The organism is Eggerthella sinensis, assembly GCF_003339815.1.
GTDB lineage: Bacteria > Actinomycetota > Coriobacteriia > Coriobacteriales > Eggerthellaceae > Eggerthella > Eggerthella sinensis.
Genome location: NZ_PPTT01000003.1, coordinates 22,028 through 36,601, shown reverse-complemented (window position 1 = coordinate 36,601; position 14,574 = coordinate 22,028). Strand labels below are relative to the sequence as shown.

Genomic DNA, 14,574 nt, shown 5'->3' with positions numbered 1-14,574 from the left:
CCGGGCCGCGGATAGGAGCATCCCATGAGCACTGCCGAAACGTTCGACCCTGCCTTCTCCCTCCCTCATAGGCACTTCATGTACACCCTCCTCGGAAGGCTGTTCGGCGACGATCCGACGGTGGGGCTCATGGGCCTCCTGCGCGACGAGAACGTCGCCCAACAGCTGGCGTATGCCGCCTCGCTCGACGAGGCGCTTGCCGAAGCGGTGTCGGCCTTTGGCGGCGCGCTTCCCAACACGTCGTCGCCCGAGGCGGCGTGCGACCAGCTTGCGGGCACGTACACCCGGCTGTTCGTGGGGCCGGCCGCGCTGCCGGCGCCCCCGTGGGAGTCGGTGTACGTGAACCCCGATCCCCTGCTGTTCCAGAAAAGCACGCTCGCGGTGCGGCGCGCCTACCGCGAGGCGGGCTACCTTCCCGCCTCGTATCCGCACGTGGCAGACGATCACCTGGCCATCGAGCTGAACTTCATGGCTGCGTTGGCGGGCTCGGTCGTCGCGCTGAACGAAACGTGCGACGAGCGCGCCGAGCGCGACGCGCAGGGCGATGCTGCCGCCAGCGACGAGGCCGCCGCGCCCGCCGCCAGTGACGGCGAAGCCCTGCTGCGTGCGCAGGCGGCGTTCCTCGACGAGCACCTGTTGCGCTGGGTCGACGCGTTCGCCACGCGCTTGAGCGAGCACGAAGCCACGGGGGTGTACCCGGCGGCCGGCCGCATGGCTGCGGCGTTCTGCGCGGTTGACCGCCGGACGATCGACCGGCTGCTCGTTGGCTGAGCGCATGACGAGCCACACGCAATACCTGGGGTTTCTCGACGGGGTGAGCCACGAGCTGCGCACCCCGCTCAGCTCCATCCTCGCCTTCGCCGACGTGTCCCTCCGTGAAGGCGTTGGCATGTCGGCGCAGCAGCGCGCTGCCTGGACCGAGGTGGCGGCCAGCGCGTCGCGCCTGTCCGACACGTTGGACAACGTGCTGGACGTCATGTACCTGGACAGCGGCAAGGCGGCGCTGTCCGTCGAGCTCGTCGATTTGGTGGATGTGGTGTGCGAGGTGGACGCGCACATGCGCCCGCGCGCCGACGAGCGCGCCATCGAGCTGGTGAGTTTCGTGGCTCCCGGCGTGCCCTTCGTGGAGGCCGACCCCGACAAGCTGCGCCGCGCGCTCGAGAACCTCGTGGACAACGCGCTGAAGTTCACGCCGCGCGGCGGCCTTGTGGTGGTGCACGCCTTCCATCGGAAAAACGATAGTGCCGTGCACCTGCGGATCGACGATAATGGGATAGGCATTGCCGAAGAGGACCAGGCGGCCGTGTTCGAGCGCTACGCGCAGGTGGACGATTCCGTCGCGCGCAGCTTCGGGGGATGCGGCCTGGGGTTGGCCGTGGCGCGGGAGTTCGTCGCCATGCACGGCGGCACGGTGCGCGTGGACAGCACGCTGGGCGCGGGGAGTTCGTTCACCATCGCGTTGCCGACGTCCGCGCCGAGCGAACGGGGGATCGTATGAACATCATGCTGGCCGATGACGACGAGGGGTTGCGCCAGGTCATCGAGCGTATCGTCGTGGAAGACGGCTACGATTTCTGCTGCGCGGGCACGGGCAGCGAGGCGCTCGCGCTCTACGAGGCCGAGCATCCCGACCTCGTCATCCTCGATGTGATGATGCCCGAGCTCAACGGCTTCGACGCGTGCAGCGAGCTGCGCAAGCGCGGCAGCAAAGTGCCGGTGCTGTTCCTGTCCGCGAAGGGCGATATCGTTGACAAGAGCGTCGGGTTCAAGGCGGGTGCCGACGATTACCTGGTGAAACCGTTCAGCCCCGTGGAGCTGTCGCTGCGCATCGGCGCGCTGCTGCGCCGCTACGACAACGAGCGTGCGGCCGAGGCGCCGCAGGCCGAGCCCGCCTCGCGCATCGCCATCGGCGATGTGGAAGTGCTGCTCGACAGCTACGAGGTGCGCGTGCGCGGCAAGGCGGTGGACCTCACGTCCAAGGAGTTCGAGATCGTGGCGCTGCTGGCGTCGTCGCCGGGCAAGGTGTTCACGCGCGAGCAGATCCTCGAGCATATCTGGGGCCAGAGCAGCGACACCGACCTGCGCAGCATCACCGTGTTCGTCCGCAAGATTCGCGAGAAAATCGAGGACAACCCGTCGACGCCGCGCTACCTGCTGACCGTCTGGAGGGTCGGCTACAAGTTCTGCGACGAGGTATAGGCCATGCGAAGCCAGCAGGTGTACACGGCGGGCGCGCTGTCCAAGAAGATTGCGCGACGGTTCGCGCTGTCGAATTTCGTCACCATGTTCTCGCTGTTCGCCGTGTTCGTGATCGTGCTGAACGTGTGGGCCACCGTGTTCAGCTACTGGCACATCGACGCGCGCTCGGCCTACCAGGTGGAGGCGTTCGTGGACGAGCACCAGTCGGCCGAGAACCATTCCTACGGCCTGTCCACCTCGCTGCTGCCCATCATCTACTTCGAGACGGAGACGGGGGAGTACCTCAACCCGCATCCCGTGAGTCAGATCGTGGAAGCCGACATCGACGAGCTGTTGTCCCGCGACCTGGGCGAAGGCGACACCACCGAAATCGTGAACGGCCAGTACTACCGCGTGCATCGCGCTGCAGGCGACTTCTCCATCCAGGAGGGCGACCGGCACTACAACACGCACGACATCATCCTGTTCCGCGACATCTCGGGCGATATCGCCATGCAGAACGAGCTGCGCCTGGCCAGCGCGCTGTGCCTGCTGCTGAGCTTGGCCATCATCGTGCCCATGAGCTACCGCATGGCGCAGCGCTCCATCGTGCCCATCAACGAGGCATGGCGCAAGCAGCGCCAGTTCGCGGCAGACGCGTCGCACAAGCTGAAGAACCCGCTTGCCGTGGCGAAGGCGAACGTCGAGATGATCATGCGCCACCCCGAGCACACGGTGGAGGAGGAGCAGGCGGGGCTCGAAGCTGTGTTCCACAGCACCGAGAAGATGAACACCGTGCTGTCGGCCCTGCTCACCATGGCGCGCGCCGACGCGGACGGCGACGAGATCGTCTATGAGGACGTGGCGCTGAGCGCGACGCTTGCGCGGGTGTGCGAGGACGTGTCGCAGATCGCGCGCGATCGGGGCATTCGCCTGCAGACCGCCATCGAGCCGGGCACGCGCATCGTGGGCGACCCCGAGCGCATCGAAGAGCTGTTCACCATCCTCGTGGAGAACGCGTTGCTGTACACCGGCGAAGGCGGCAGCGTGCACGTGGGCCTGAGCAGCGCGGCGAAGGGGAAGGTGGTCGTGGAGGTGCGCGACACCGGCATCGGCATGTCGGCCGACGACATCAGCATGGCGTTCCAGCGCTTCTACCGCTCGGGATCGGCGCGCAGCATGAACCCCGAGGGCACGGGCCTCGGCCTGCCCATTGCTCAGTGGATCGTCGACCGCCACAACGCCGTCATGGACATCGCCAGCGAACCCGCCCAAGGCACCACCATCCGCATCACCTTCGACGCCCGCTAGGGGCAGCGACCGCTTCTTCCATCCCGATGTTTCACGTGAAACATTCGTACGGGTTCCTCGTACGCTGACGCCGCACGGGATCCTTCGACTTCGGCCTGCGGCCTCCGCTCAGGATGACAACTCCCTCTTCCCGTGTGCACCGCGGCTAACTCGGCCCCTCTTCCGTGTTCACGACTATTCTTTATAAAGATATCTTAAAATAGTTGCCCTAATATTATCAGGTGATATAGTTAGCACTGCAAGTAACGGGGGAACGAGAGCGGGGAGCTTGCACGGGGGAGCGTCACCAGGGGGGTATCTTGGGTCGCATTCCATCCACATCTCTGTCCCCTGCATGCAGACGAGGCAAAAGGAGGAGAGATGTCACTAAAGATGAGCCGCCGAGGCTTCGTGAAGGCTTCGGCCGTTGCGACCGCTTCGACGCTGCTGCTCGGCGCGTCGGCCACCCCGGCTCTCGCCGATGACGCGGCGGCCACCAGCACCTCGTCCGACGACGTGAAGATTATCCCCAGTGCGTGCCGCCAGTGCTACGGCCGCTGCGCGCTGTTCGGACACGTCAAGGACGGCCGTCTCGTGAAGATCGAGGGCAACCCCGACCTGTTCAGCGAGGGCACGTTGTGCGGGCGCTGCTTCGCCATCCCGCAGGAGTTGTACAACCCGCTGCGCGTGCGCTATCCGCAGAAGCGCGTGGGCGAGAAGGGTTCCGGCCAGTGGAAGCGCATCACGTGGGAGGAAGCCTACGAGACCGCGCGCGACGAGTTCACGAAGATCGGCGAGGAACACGGCTGGCACACCATCGCGCACCAGTACGGCACGGGCCGCGACATGCTGCAGTTCCAGGCCATCAACAAGCTGTGGCTCGAGCTGGGTTCCACGGCCACGTTCGGCGTGGGCAACCTGTGCTGGGTGGGCTCGTACTTCTCCAGCCAGCGTCTGTACGGCGACGAGACGCAGTACACCGGCTGGGACGGCAACAACACGGACTGCATCCTCATCTGGTGCCGCCAGGAGCGCAGCCGCGGCTACTACGACTGGCTCACCGTCAAGCGCGCGCAGGAGCGCGGCGCGAAGGTGATCTGCGTCGATCCGCGTTTCACCTGCACGGCTTCCAAGGCCGACGTGTGGCTGCCCATCCGTCCCGGCTCCGACATGGCGCTCGTGCTGGCGTTCATCAACGAAATCATCAAGTCCGACAAGTGCGCCACCGAGTTCGCGCGCACCTACACCAATGCCCCGTTCTTCATCGACGAGAAGGACGCCGACGGCAACGGCACGGGCTACCAGCTGCGCGAGTCCTACCTCAAGGAGGACGGCAACGAAGAGCTGTACGCCGCGTGGGACGAGAACAGCGACCAGCTGATCTTCTGGTCCGGCGACTGGCAGAACAAGAACGGCGTGGGCGGCCCGAAGGCCTTCCAGTGGCTCGACGCCGAAGGCAACATCGTTGCCGACGCGAAGCCCGCGCTGTCCGGCAGCCATGAGATCAACGGCAAGACCTACCGCACGAGCTGGGACATCCTCGTCGAGCACGTCACGCCGTGGACCATCGAGCGCGCCGCCGAGTTCTGCGAGCTTCCCGAAGACAAGATCAAGGAAGCCATCAACGCCTACATCGATGCGAGCCCGCACGCGTGCTTCACGCGCGGCCAGAAGGTGGAGTTCTCCATCAACACGTCCGGCATCTCGCAGGCGTTCACCATCATGATGGCGCTCGCCGGCAACTTCGACACGAAGGGCGGCCAGAACATCGGCCGCGAGCCCGCCACCGGCTACGACTCCTTCATGTTCGACGTCGTGCCGAACCAGCAGGGTCGCATGGGCCAGCGCCGCAAGGAAACGGCCATGAACATCAAGCAGCTGTCCGTGTGCCAGAACACCGGCTACCAGGACATCCTTGTGGCCGATGACGCCACCGGCGAGCTCAAACAGACGAAGCAGAACTCCGGCGGTCAGGTTATCTACGGCCAGCAGGGCGGCTTCGGCGCGGCCACGACGAAGGCCATGGCGAAGGGCGACCCGTTCCAGATCTACGGATACTGGCAGCAGACGTCCGAGCCCATCCTCTCCATCGAGGGCGGCCACGAGATTGTCGAAGGCTTCAAGAACCTCGACTTCTTCGTGAACGTCGACCTGTACATGACCCCTTCGGGCGAGCTCGCCGACATCATCCTGCCGGCCGCGCACCCCAACGAGGTGGATCGCGTGGAGTGGGCGCACTCCGGCCACGGCTACCCGACCAGCCACACGTACCTCATTCGCCAGCCGTTCCACGAGCCGCTCGGCGAGTGCCGCGACGACATGGACATCTGCTTCGAGTTCGCGAAGTACATGGACGTGGATATGTACTGGAAGGACAAGTACGAGTTCTTCGACTACATGGTGAAGGGCCCCGAGACGCTTCCTCCGCAGTTGAGCTGTGCGAACTTCGAGGAATTCCGCGAGCGCGTGAGCGTGACCGGTGTCGAGATGGCCACGGTGAAGAACGCGCCGAAGTACGAGACGGGCTTCATGCGCAAGACGAGCGACTTCCGTCCCGGCTTCAACACCATGTACCGCGGCAACAAGATGGGCTCGGTCTACCGCTTCCCCGGCGCGAAGAAGCCGGACGGCACGGTGATCCCGCCGCATCCGCAGTCCGACAACGGCAAGATGGAACTGTGGTCGGAAGACCTGCTGCTGTACGGAAACGGCGCCCTGCCCGTGTACATCGAGCCGCCTATCACGAAGCTGTCGCGCCCCGACCTGCTGGAAGAGTATCCGTACACGCTCATCACGGGCGGCCGCTCCCACGCGTTCTTCCACACGGAGTACCGCAACAGCCCGTGGCTGCGCGAGGTGCACATGTTCCCGACGATGGACATCAACCCCGCCACCGCTGCCGAGCATGGCATCGAGCAGGATGATTGGGTGTACATCGAGACGTACGTCGACCGCATCAAGCAGCGCGCGAACCTCACCGAGGCCATCAAGCCGGGCATGATCCACGTCGAGCACGACTGGTGGTTCCCCGAGCGCGAGGCCACCGACGACCTGCACGGCGCGTTCGACTCGAACTGCAACGTGCTGTTCGAGAACAACGGCCCGTACGATCCCGCCGTGGGCACCGACAACTTCGGCGGCCTGTGCAAGGTGTACAAGGCCGACGACGGTGCGCCGAAGAACATCTGCATGAATTCGGAAGACCTCAAGATATTCCTGCCGCTGTCCGCCGATCAGCTTGCCGCTGACGATCAGCAGGACGGCGTCACGCAGGTGACGAAGGGGGGTGCGAAGTAACATGACTCGCAACATTATTGATATCGACCTCGATAGCTGCATCGGCTGCCACTCCTGCGCCGTCGTGTGCAAGCAAGAGAACAACGTGGGTCTGGGAACGTTCTACAACAAGGTGCTGACGGTGGGTCCTTCCGGCACCTACCCGGACCTCGAGATGTACTACCTGCCGGTTGCGTGCCAGCATTGCGACAACCCGCAGTGCGTGAGCGTGTGCCCGACGGGCGCGTCCTACCAGCGCGACGACGGCGTGGTGCTGGTGGACCACTCGAAGTGCATCGGCTGCCAGTATTGCGTTATGGCCTGCCCGTACGGCGTGCGTACCTATGACGAGTCGAAGGACAAGGGCGTCATCGAGAAGTGCACGATGTGCGCGCACCTCATCGACAAGGGCGAGAAGCCGGCGTGCGTGCGACACTGCCCCGGCCAGGCCCGCAAGTTCGGCGATCTGGACGATCCCGAGTCCGATGTGTCGAAGCTGCGCGCCGCGAAGAAGACGTACAAGCTGAAGGACGTGGGGAACCATCCGGGCGTGGACTACGCCATGGACAAGTGCGCCTGGAAGGGAGATGAGTAACCATGGAAATTCAGTGGCCGCTTCTGATTTTCAGCGTGCTGTTAGGCGTCACCTCGGGCTCGTTCGTGTTTCTGGCCGTGGGCGAGCTGAGAGGCAAGTTCCGCGACGTGCGGTTTGCGGGTGCGCTCATCGCGCTGATCTGCCTCGCCGTGGGCGGGTGCGTGTCGGTGCTGCACATGGGGCATCCCGAGCGTGCGACGCACCTGCTGGGCAACCTGGGTTCGGGTCTGTCCAAGGAGCTGTTCGTGGTTGCCATCATGGGCATCGTGGCGCTCATCTACCTCGTTTTGGCGAAGAAGGACTACCCCACGGCGTCGAAGGTGTCCGGCGTGCTGGGCGGCGTCATCGGCTTGGTGCTGCCGTTCGTGGCGGGCGCGTCGTACCTGATCGCCGCTCGTCCCGCGTGGGACAGCATCGCCCTGCCGTTGATGTTCCTGGGCGCCGGTTTGGCGCTGGGCATGACGCTGATGTGCGGGCTCGTGCTGTTGAAGGGCCGCGCGGCTGAGGAAGGCGGGTTCGCGCTGAAGCTGGCGCTGGCCGGCGTCCTGATCATGGCCGTCACCACCGTGGCGTACGTGATCTGGATCGCCGTAGCGCCCTACCAGGCTCCGACGCGCTCCATCGAGCGTCTGATCTCCGGCGACATGGCCGTTATGTTCTGGGCCGGCGTCGTGGTGATTGGCATCGTGGTTCCGGTTGCCCTGACCGCGCTGGCATGCGTCCAGTCCACGAAGGGCGCCGGCGATTCCGGCACCGTGCAGCCGAAGCAGCTGGCGATGTACCTGTTCGCCGCCTGCGCCTGCACCGCCATCGGCGCCGTGGTGATACGCATCATCATGTACGGCGTAGGCACAAGCGTGGAGCAGTTCATCTACCACTGATGATGGGGGGTGCTCTACCCGGGTGCCCCCTTCCTCTCCCGGGCGCGCCGGTGCGCTCCCTCCACCTCCCCATGGCGCGCCCGGGAGCTTGCCGGTGGATTTCGGCGCTGCGCGCCGATCGTTCGACCCGCGCATCCCTCGATCGGCGCGCAGCGCCGAACCCCTCCGAGAGCATTCGGGCGCGCCAAGGGAAAGGCGCTGCGCGCCACACATAGTAGGAACGACGCAAGGAGATCAATCATGACCGATACCATGCCTGCGGAGCTCGTTGAGAACCTCATCGATTTCTGCGAGAATCGCGGCCGCGTGTATGCGCTGCTGTCGCGTTGCTACGAGACTGAGATTGACGCGGCGTTCGCCGAGACGTTTTCGCAGGGTGCCGCGCTGTCTTCCGACGATGCCGCCTTGGCCGACGGGTTCGCCGCCCTTCAAGCCGACCTGGCCGCGTGCGACGAGGGCAAGCTCGAGCAGCTGGCCGTCGTGTTCGACCGCGCTTTCTTCGGCATGGGGCCGCGCACGGCGCAGAAGGCCTTCCCCTACGAGTCGGTGTACACGAGCGAGGGCGGTCTCATGATGCAGGACGCCTACAGCGAGGTGCTCAACGTGTATCGCGGCGCTGGGTTCGCGAAGAACCCGGGATTCAAGGAGCCGGAGGATCACCTGGCCGTCGAGCTCGCCTTCATGGCGCTGCTGTGTGGTCGTGCGGTGGAGGCGCTGCGCGCGGGCGATGCGGACGGCGCCGAGCGTCAGCTGCGCGCCCAATTGGCATTCGTGCAGGATCACCTGCTGAACTGGATCGAGCGCTTCGCGGCCGACATGCGGAAGGCGGCCGAAGGCGGGTTCTACTTCGATTTGGCGGCGTTCACCGAGCGCTTCCTGAACGCCGATGCCGCCGAGTTGTCCGACGTGCTGGCGTAGTCCGTTCGCCCGAGAGGCGCATGTTTCACGTGAAACACCAAGGTTGTGATTGAGGGGATGATCAGAGTGGAGCAAATCACCCGGCGCGGGTTCCTCGCGGCCGGCGCGGTGGGCGCGGCGATGGTGGGCGCGGGCGGGTTCGGCGCGGTGTCGCGCCAGGCCGACGCGGCGTTCGTGCGCCCGCCCGGCGCGGCGTCGAACCGCGCGCTCGCGGCGGCGTGCGACCGCTGCATGCGCTGTTTGCAGGCGTGCCCCTACGGCATCGTCACGCCGGTGCCGCTGGCCGAGAGCCTCGTGGCGTACGGCACGCCCATGCTGTCGTTCGCCGACGGGTGCTGCGACTTCTGCATGAGGTGCGTCGAGGCGTGCCCGACCGGCGCGCTGTCGCCCGGCGGGGAGCGCGAGCGCGACCTGGGCGTGGCGGTGGTCGTGAAGGACGCGTGCGTGGCCTGGGACTGGGCCGGCTGCACGGTGTGCGGGGACGAGTGCCCCGTGGAGGGCGCGATAACCCTCGACGACCGCGACCGCCCGGTCGTGCACGCGGACTTCTGCGACGGCTGCGGGCGCTGCGAGCAGGTGTGCCCCTCGGCGTCGCTGCGCGCCTACGACGCGTCGGCCTCGGCGAAGGGCATCGTGGTGGCGTCGCGCGAGAGCGCCGCGGCGCGGGCGGCGCTCGCCGAGGGCGCGATCTCGAGCGCGGAGCTGGCCGCGGGCCGCACCGCGGCTTCCGGCGAGGCGGCCGCGCCCCACTCGAAGGGCGTGCACCCCGACGGGCCGGACGCGACGAGGGAGGCGGGAGGCGCTTCATGAAGACCAAGGTGAAGATGGCCCGCATCGCCGTGGCGGCGGGCGTGCTCGCGCTCGCCGCCGCCTCCGCCCACCTCGGCGGCGGCGCCCCCCTGGGCACGCTGTGCGCCCTCTGCCCGGCCGGGTTCGCCCAGATCGCGGCGGCGTCGGGTTCCGTCCCGTGGGCGCTGCTGCCCGGCGTGCTGGCCGTGCTCGCCGTCGTGTTCCTGCTGGGACGGGCGTTCTGCTCGTGGCTGTGCCCCTCGCAGCTGCTGCGCAACGTCTTCGGCGGGCGCGCGCCCCGCGGCATCCTCGGCCGCGGCGGCGAGGCGGCTCCCGAAAAGCCGTCGTCCTGCGCGTCCTGCGCGAGCAGCGCCGGCCTCAAGACCCAGGGCCTCGTCCTCGCCGTGCTGCTCGCCGTGTCCTTCGCGGTCGGGTTCCCCGTGTTCTGCCTGCTGTGCCCGATCGGGCTCGTCTTCGGCACGCTCTGGGCCCTCAACCGCGTGTTCGTGCTGCTGCAGCCGGGCTGGGAGCTGATCGTGTTCCCGCTCATGCTCCTCGCCGAGCTCTTCCTGTTCAAGCGCTGGTGCTCGTCCATCTGTCCGCTCGGGTTCTTCTTCGGGCTCGCCGCGAAGGCGCGCGCGAGGCTGGGCCTCGGCGCCCGCCCGCAGGCGGACTGCGCCACCTGCATCTCGAAGGACGGCTGCCGCGCCTGCTCCACCGCGTGCCCCGAGGGCATCGACGTGGCGAGCCCCGGCACAGCGACGCTGGACTCCTGCACCTTCTGCCTCGACTGCGTGGAGAACTGCCCCACGAAGTCCATCAAGCTCGGCTTCGGCACCCCCTCTGATGTTCAGGAGAACCAGGTCCCTGTCGTGATCTCCGATGACGACCCCATCGCAAAAGGAGAGTAACGCCGAGGGGTGTTTCCGCCGTACCCCGTCTGTTTCGGCGCTCCGCTCAGGATGACATCAGGTATGCTGCGCGCGTCCTATCCTCGGCACTCTACCAGGTCGATTAGCTCTTGTTGGGAATGGACGTCGAGCTTGGCGTAGATGTGTTTGACGTGGCTTTTCACGGTGTTGCGCGAGATGACGTAGTGGTCCATCACGTACTGCCCGTTGCGCCCGCGCGCCAGCATGGCGAAAATTTCCGTCTCGCGGTCGGTCAACCCGAACGATGGACCCAGCTCGGAGCAGCGGTCCTCGATGCTCGCCTCGGCCTGCACGCTCGCGGGCGCTTCCTCGGGCGCATCCGCTGTCGCCTCGACGGCGCGCGGCGGCTCCATGCCCGCTACGCCGCGGATGGTGTCCGCGAAGCTGAACTTGCGGAATCCAACCCACAGAAACGCGACGAATGCGAACAGCGCCACTTCGGCAATGAGCATAGCCATATCGCCGTTCGAACCCACCAGGTCGTTGGACGTGTGGCCCGCGATGGCGCCCGCGTCGGTGCCGAGCGCGCCCATGCTGCGCACGAGTGCGAACGTCGGCAACAGGGCCAGTATGTTTCGCCGCCCCACGGCAACCACCACAAGCCAGATGAGAATGTCGAAGCATCTCACCCCGATGCGCAGGAGCGCGTTGGTTGAGGGCATGCCGGAAACGAAGGTGAAAGGCGCGATGATGAATCCGGCCACCACGAGCAAGACGGAGAACGAGAACAGCTGATCCTCCTTATCGCGGCTGCGCGAAAGCAGCATCCACAGCGCCACGCCCACCAGCACGAGCGCGCTCGCATCGACGCTGACCGGCGCATGCTCAACCTCGTTGAGCGTGAGGCCGTATCCCGTTGCCACGTTGAACAGGAACACGCACAGGAACAGCGCATGAGCAGGCTGCAAGAACGACTCGGGGTTCGCCAACTCGAGATTCATCGGCGATGCTCCCTGCGCGATGGAGGCGAGGTTTGTCCCGGCCGGGCGGTACAGTACCGCAATAGAGACAACATGGCAGGCCATGACGATGCTCAGACCCCATTCGAACGAGGGCAGCGGCAGGAACACGCGCAGCACCTCGCCCGCAACGGAGCCCACCACCACGGCAAGCAGCACCGAGGTGGAGCTGCGCAGCGAGCACAGCGAGAGCGCCAGCATCGTTGCCGCCCACGCCGAGCCGAAGTGCAGTAACAGAAAACCCGCCACCGTGGCGAGGCCGTCGTGCAGTTTGAGGGCGAATTGCAGCACGAGCAAACCGGTGATCAGGCATCCCAGCGCGATGATGGTGACGGTGCGTCGGTCGAGCAGCGACGGTTTGCGCGTGGCCACCACGAACAACACGAGGAAGAACACCGCGGTTCCCAGGGTGGAGAACTCGCGCGCGATGCCGTAATACGTGGCCACGTGTGCATAGATGCTGCTGTTGAGTATCCAACCTGTGCACGAAGTGAGCACGAACGCAACAATGCAGAGCACCGCATCCGACGACGCGGCCTCCTTCAATGCTCTCAAGCGTTGCGCGATTCCCTCCACGACCCCTCATCTCCCCGGTACTGCTTGTCATTGTACGGTATCGACCGCGCCGAAGCGAGCGCTTCGCGCCGCTTTCGTTCACTCAACTGGGAAAACGTGGGGAAATCACCCCCGCGGGGGGAGCGGGCCGCCCTGCGGCCAATCGCGCAAAACGCCCCGGGTGGGGTGGTTCCATCCCGCCGGCTGGGGCCTAGGATGCAGGGCGAGGGAAGCGGTTCGTCCCGGCGGGTTCTCACAAGCGGGTTTCGCCTGGCAGCCGCACGACACGTACCAGCATCACACGAGGAGGACCATCATGGGAACGAACGAAACCACGCAGGGGCACGGCAACGGCATCTCGCGTCGTAGCTTCATCGGCGGCATGACGGGCGTCGGCGCTCTCGCTGCGCTCGGCCTGGCCGGCTGCGCGCCGAAGGCCGCCGGTTCTGCGGAGGCCGAGGCCGCCACGAGCACGACGGGCGCAACCGCCGTCGCCGACAACAACGCCGTGGCCGTGGACGATGGCAGCGCCGCCATCACCGTCGATTGGCTGGGCGCGCCGCCCGAGGTTGCCGACGGCGACATCACCGAGACGAAGGACACCGACCTGCTCATCGTGGGCGCGGGCAACGGCGGCATGATCGCCGGCGCGTACGCGTCCGACCAGAAGATGGACTTCATCCTGTGCGAGAAGGGCACCGAGGTGGGCGCCACGCGCCATTGGTTCAACGCCGTCGACACGAAGCCCTTCACCGACCAGGGCTATCACACCGATCGCGCCCGCATCCACGGCGAGTTCGCCCGCTATTCCAGCGGCACGTGCGACCACAACCTCATCAACATGTGGATGAACGAGAGCAACGACATGTTCGAGTACGTCGACCAGTACATGAGCGCCGCGGGCGCCGTGGTCATCGCCGACGAGTTCGAGATGCCCGGCGGCATGGGCGCCACCCCCTTCTACACCCCCTCCGGCGAGCACCACTACGGCAACGCCGAGGGCGGCCGCGACGGCGTGCCCGTGCGCAACGAGCTGTTCGAGAAGGTGATGAACGACAACGGCTACGAGATTTCCTACAGCCACGAGCTGGTGAAGCTGGTCACCGACGATTCCGGCAAGGTGACGGGCGCCATCTTCAAGACGAGCGACGGCTACACCCAGATCAACGCGAAGAAGGGCGTCCTGCTCACCACGGGCGGCTATTCCGCGAACCCGGCCATGCTGTCGGCGCTGTCGCCCATCACCACCGCGTCGGTCACGGCGCTCGGCTACAACCAGAACAACGAGGGCATGGGCATCAAGGCGGCGCTGTGGGCCGGTGCGGTGAAGGACATCACCAGCGCCACGATGATCTTCGACCGCGGCCTGGTGGCCCCCGGCACCACGGCGGGCTACACCGAGGAATCCATCAAGGCCGGCAAGCCGCAATTCCCCGGAAACGGCCAGTTCAACCCCGGTACGCAGCCCTTCCTCAAAGTGAACCTGCGCGGCGAGCGCTTCGCCCTCGAGTCGGCCGACTACGACTACCTGCCGCACGCGGCCGCGCAGCAGCCGGGCGGCGTGTACGTCAGCGTGTGGGACGGCAACTTCGGCGACGACGTGCAGCGCTTCCACACCCTGGGCTGCTCGGCCATGACGCGCCAGATGGCCGCCGGTATGAAGAAGGAAGACGGCACCTACGATCTGGATGCCTACTTCGAGAAGGAGCTCGCCGACGGTCGGTTGCAGAAGGCCGACACGCTCGACGAGCTGGCTGACAAGTTGGGCTTCGACGCCGATGCGAAAAAGACGTTCCTCGCCACGTGCGAGCGCTACAACGAGCTGTTCGACAACCAGGAGGACGTCGACTTCGGCAAGGAGGCCTACCGCCTGTCCGAGCTGCGCACCCCGCCGTTCTTCGGCGCCACGCTGGGCGGCACGCTGCTCACCACCATCGACGGCGTGCGCATCAACGCCGACTGCCAGGCGCTCAACACCGACTTCGAACCCATCGAGGGCCTGTACTGCGCCGGCGACTGCTCCGGCTCGCTGTTCAGCGGCAACTACCCCGACCAGATGCACGGCGTTGCCTGCGGCCGCACGATGACCGAGGCCCTGCACGTGGTCAAGAAGCTGGCGAACGCGTAACCCGCGCAGGCAGACCCCGCGTCCGCGCCCAACCGCATACCCTCCCCCTTGCGACGCCCGAACCCTCCCTCGG

12 protein-coding genes are annotated in these 14,574 nt (G+C 66.2%); 11 read left to right on the top strand and 1 reads right to left on the bottom strand.

The window, feature by feature from the left end; genetic code table 11:
- Nucleotides 1-24 precede the first annotated feature (24 nt).
- From C1876_RS02085 to C1876_RS02040, 10 genes are all read left to right on the top strand, one after another.
- Nucleotides 25-771, top strand: coding sequence for a TorD/DmsD family molecular chaperone (locus C1876_RS02085; RefSeq protein ID WP_114545081.1), 747 nt, complete (start codon nt 25-27; stop codon nt 769-771).
- 4 nt (nt 772-775) lie between these two features.
- Entirely contained in the window at nt 776-1,498 is a 723-nt protein-coding gene (locus C1876_RS02080) for a sensor histidine kinase (RefSeq protein WP_114545080.1), read from the top strand.
- Nucleotides 1,495-2,199, top strand: a complete 705-nt coding sequence (locus C1876_RS02075) for a response regulator transcription factor (RefSeq protein WP_114545079.1) — start codon at nt 1,495-1,497, stop codon at nt 2,197-2,199. Before C1876_RS02080 ends, C1876_RS02075 begins: the two co-directional genes overlap by 4 nt.
- Nucleotides 2,200-2,202: 3 nt before the next feature.
- Nucleotides 2,203-3,489, top strand: coding sequence for a sensor histidine kinase (locus C1876_RS02070; protein ID WP_114545078.1), 1,287 nt, complete (start codon nt 2,203-2,205; stop codon nt 3,487-3,489).
- A gap of 360 nt (nt 3,490-3,849) precedes the next feature.
- Nucleotides 3,850-6,765 (top strand): molybdopterin-containing oxidoreductase family protein, encoded by a 2,916-nt coding sequence (locus tag C1876_RS02065; protein ID WP_114545077.1) that lies wholly within the window; start codon nt 3,850-3,852, stop codon nt 6,763-6,765.
- A 1-nt stretch (nt 6,766) separates the two neighbouring features.
- A complete protein-coding gene (locus C1876_RS02060) occupies nt 6,767-7,339 on the top strand; it encodes a 4Fe-4S dicluster domain-containing protein (protein ID WP_114545076.1) in 573 nt (190 codons plus the stop codon).
- 2 nt (nt 7,340-7,341) lie between these two features.
- On the top strand, nt 7,342-8,220 hold the full coding sequence (locus C1876_RS02055) for a dimethyl sulfoxide reductase anchor subunit family protein (protein WP_114545075.1): 879 nt from the start codon (nt 7,342-7,344) through the stop codon (nt 8,218-8,220).
- Nucleotides 8,221-8,460: 240 nt separating this feature from the next.
- A complete protein-coding gene (locus C1876_RS02050) occupies nt 8,461-9,138 on the top strand; it encodes a TorD/DmsD family molecular chaperone (RefSeq protein WP_114545074.1) in 678 nt (225 codons plus the stop codon).
- A gap of 57 nt (nt 9,139-9,195) precedes the next feature.
- Entirely contained in the window at nt 9,196-9,948 is a 753-nt protein-coding gene (locus C1876_RS02045) for a 4Fe-4S dicluster domain-containing protein (RefSeq protein WP_114545073.1), read from the top strand.
- Nucleotides 9,945-10,838, top strand: a complete 894-nt coding sequence (locus tag C1876_RS02040) for a 4Fe-4S binding protein (protein ID WP_114545072.1) — start codon at nt 9,945-9,947, stop codon at nt 10,836-10,838. The genes C1876_RS02045 and C1876_RS02040 overlap by 4 nt, the downstream gene beginning before the upstream one ends.
- Before the next feature lie 77 nt (nt 10,839-10,915).
- Here the strand turns inward: C1876_RS02040 and C1876_RS02035 are convergent, their stop codons facing one another.
- Complete coding sequence (locus C1876_RS02035; protein ID WP_244909991.1) at nt 10,916-12,373, bottom strand: helix-turn-helix transcriptional regulator; 1,458 nt, start codon at nt 12,371-12,373, stop codon at nt 10,916-10,918.
- A gap of 316 nt (nt 12,374-12,689) precedes the next feature.
- On the opposite strand from C1876_RS02035, the gene C1876_RS02030 reads away from it, so the two are divergent.
- Nucleotides 12,690-14,501 (top strand): FAD-binding protein, encoded by a 1,812-nt coding sequence (locus C1876_RS02030; RefSeq protein WP_114545070.1) that lies wholly within the window; start codon nt 12,690-12,692, stop codon nt 14,499-14,501.
- Nucleotides 14,502-14,574: the final 73 nt, after the last annotated feature.

Excerpts from the sequence above, each read along its gene's own strand:
- C1876_RS02085 (WP_114545081.1), top strand. The coding sequence starts at position 25 with ATGAGCACTGCCGAAACGTTCGACCCTGCCTTCTCCCTCCCTCATAGG.
- C1876_RS02080 (WP_114545080.1), top strand. The coding sequence starts at position 776 with ATGACGAGCCACACGCAATACCTGGGGTTTCTCGACGGGGTGAGCCAC.
- C1876_RS02075 (WP_114545079.1), top strand. The coding sequence starts at position 1,495 with ATGAACATCATGCTGGCCGATGACGACGAGGGGTTGCGCCAGGTCATC.
- C1876_RS02070 (WP_114545078.1), top strand. The coding sequence starts at position 2,203 with ATGCGAAGCCAGCAGGTGTACACGGCGGGCGCGCTGTCCAAGAAGATT.
- C1876_RS02065 (WP_114545077.1), top strand. The coding sequence starts at position 3,850 with ATGTCACTAAAGATGAGCCGCCGAGGCTTCGTGAAGGCTTCGGCCGTT.
- C1876_RS02060 (WP_114545076.1), top strand. The coding sequence starts at position 6,767 with ATGACTCGCAACATTATTGATATCGACCTCGATAGCTGCATCGGCTGC.
- C1876_RS02055 (WP_114545075.1), top strand. The coding sequence starts at position 7,342 with ATGGAAATTCAGTGGCCGCTTCTGATTTTCAGCGTGCTGTTAGGCGTC.
- C1876_RS02050 (WP_114545074.1), top strand. The coding sequence starts at position 8,461 with ATGACCGATACCATGCCTGCGGAGCTCGTTGAGAACCTCATCGATTTC.
- C1876_RS02045 (WP_114545073.1), top strand. The coding sequence starts at position 9,196 with ATGATCAGAGTGGAGCAAATCACCCGGCGCGGGTTCCTCGCGGCCGGC.
- C1876_RS02040 (WP_114545072.1), top strand. The coding sequence starts at position 9,945 with ATGAAGACCAAGGTGAAGATGGCCCGCATCGCCGTGGCGGCGGGCGTG.
- C1876_RS02030 (WP_114545070.1), top strand. The coding sequence starts at position 12,690 with ATGGGAACGAACGAAACCACGCAGGGGCACGGCAACGGCATCTCGCGT.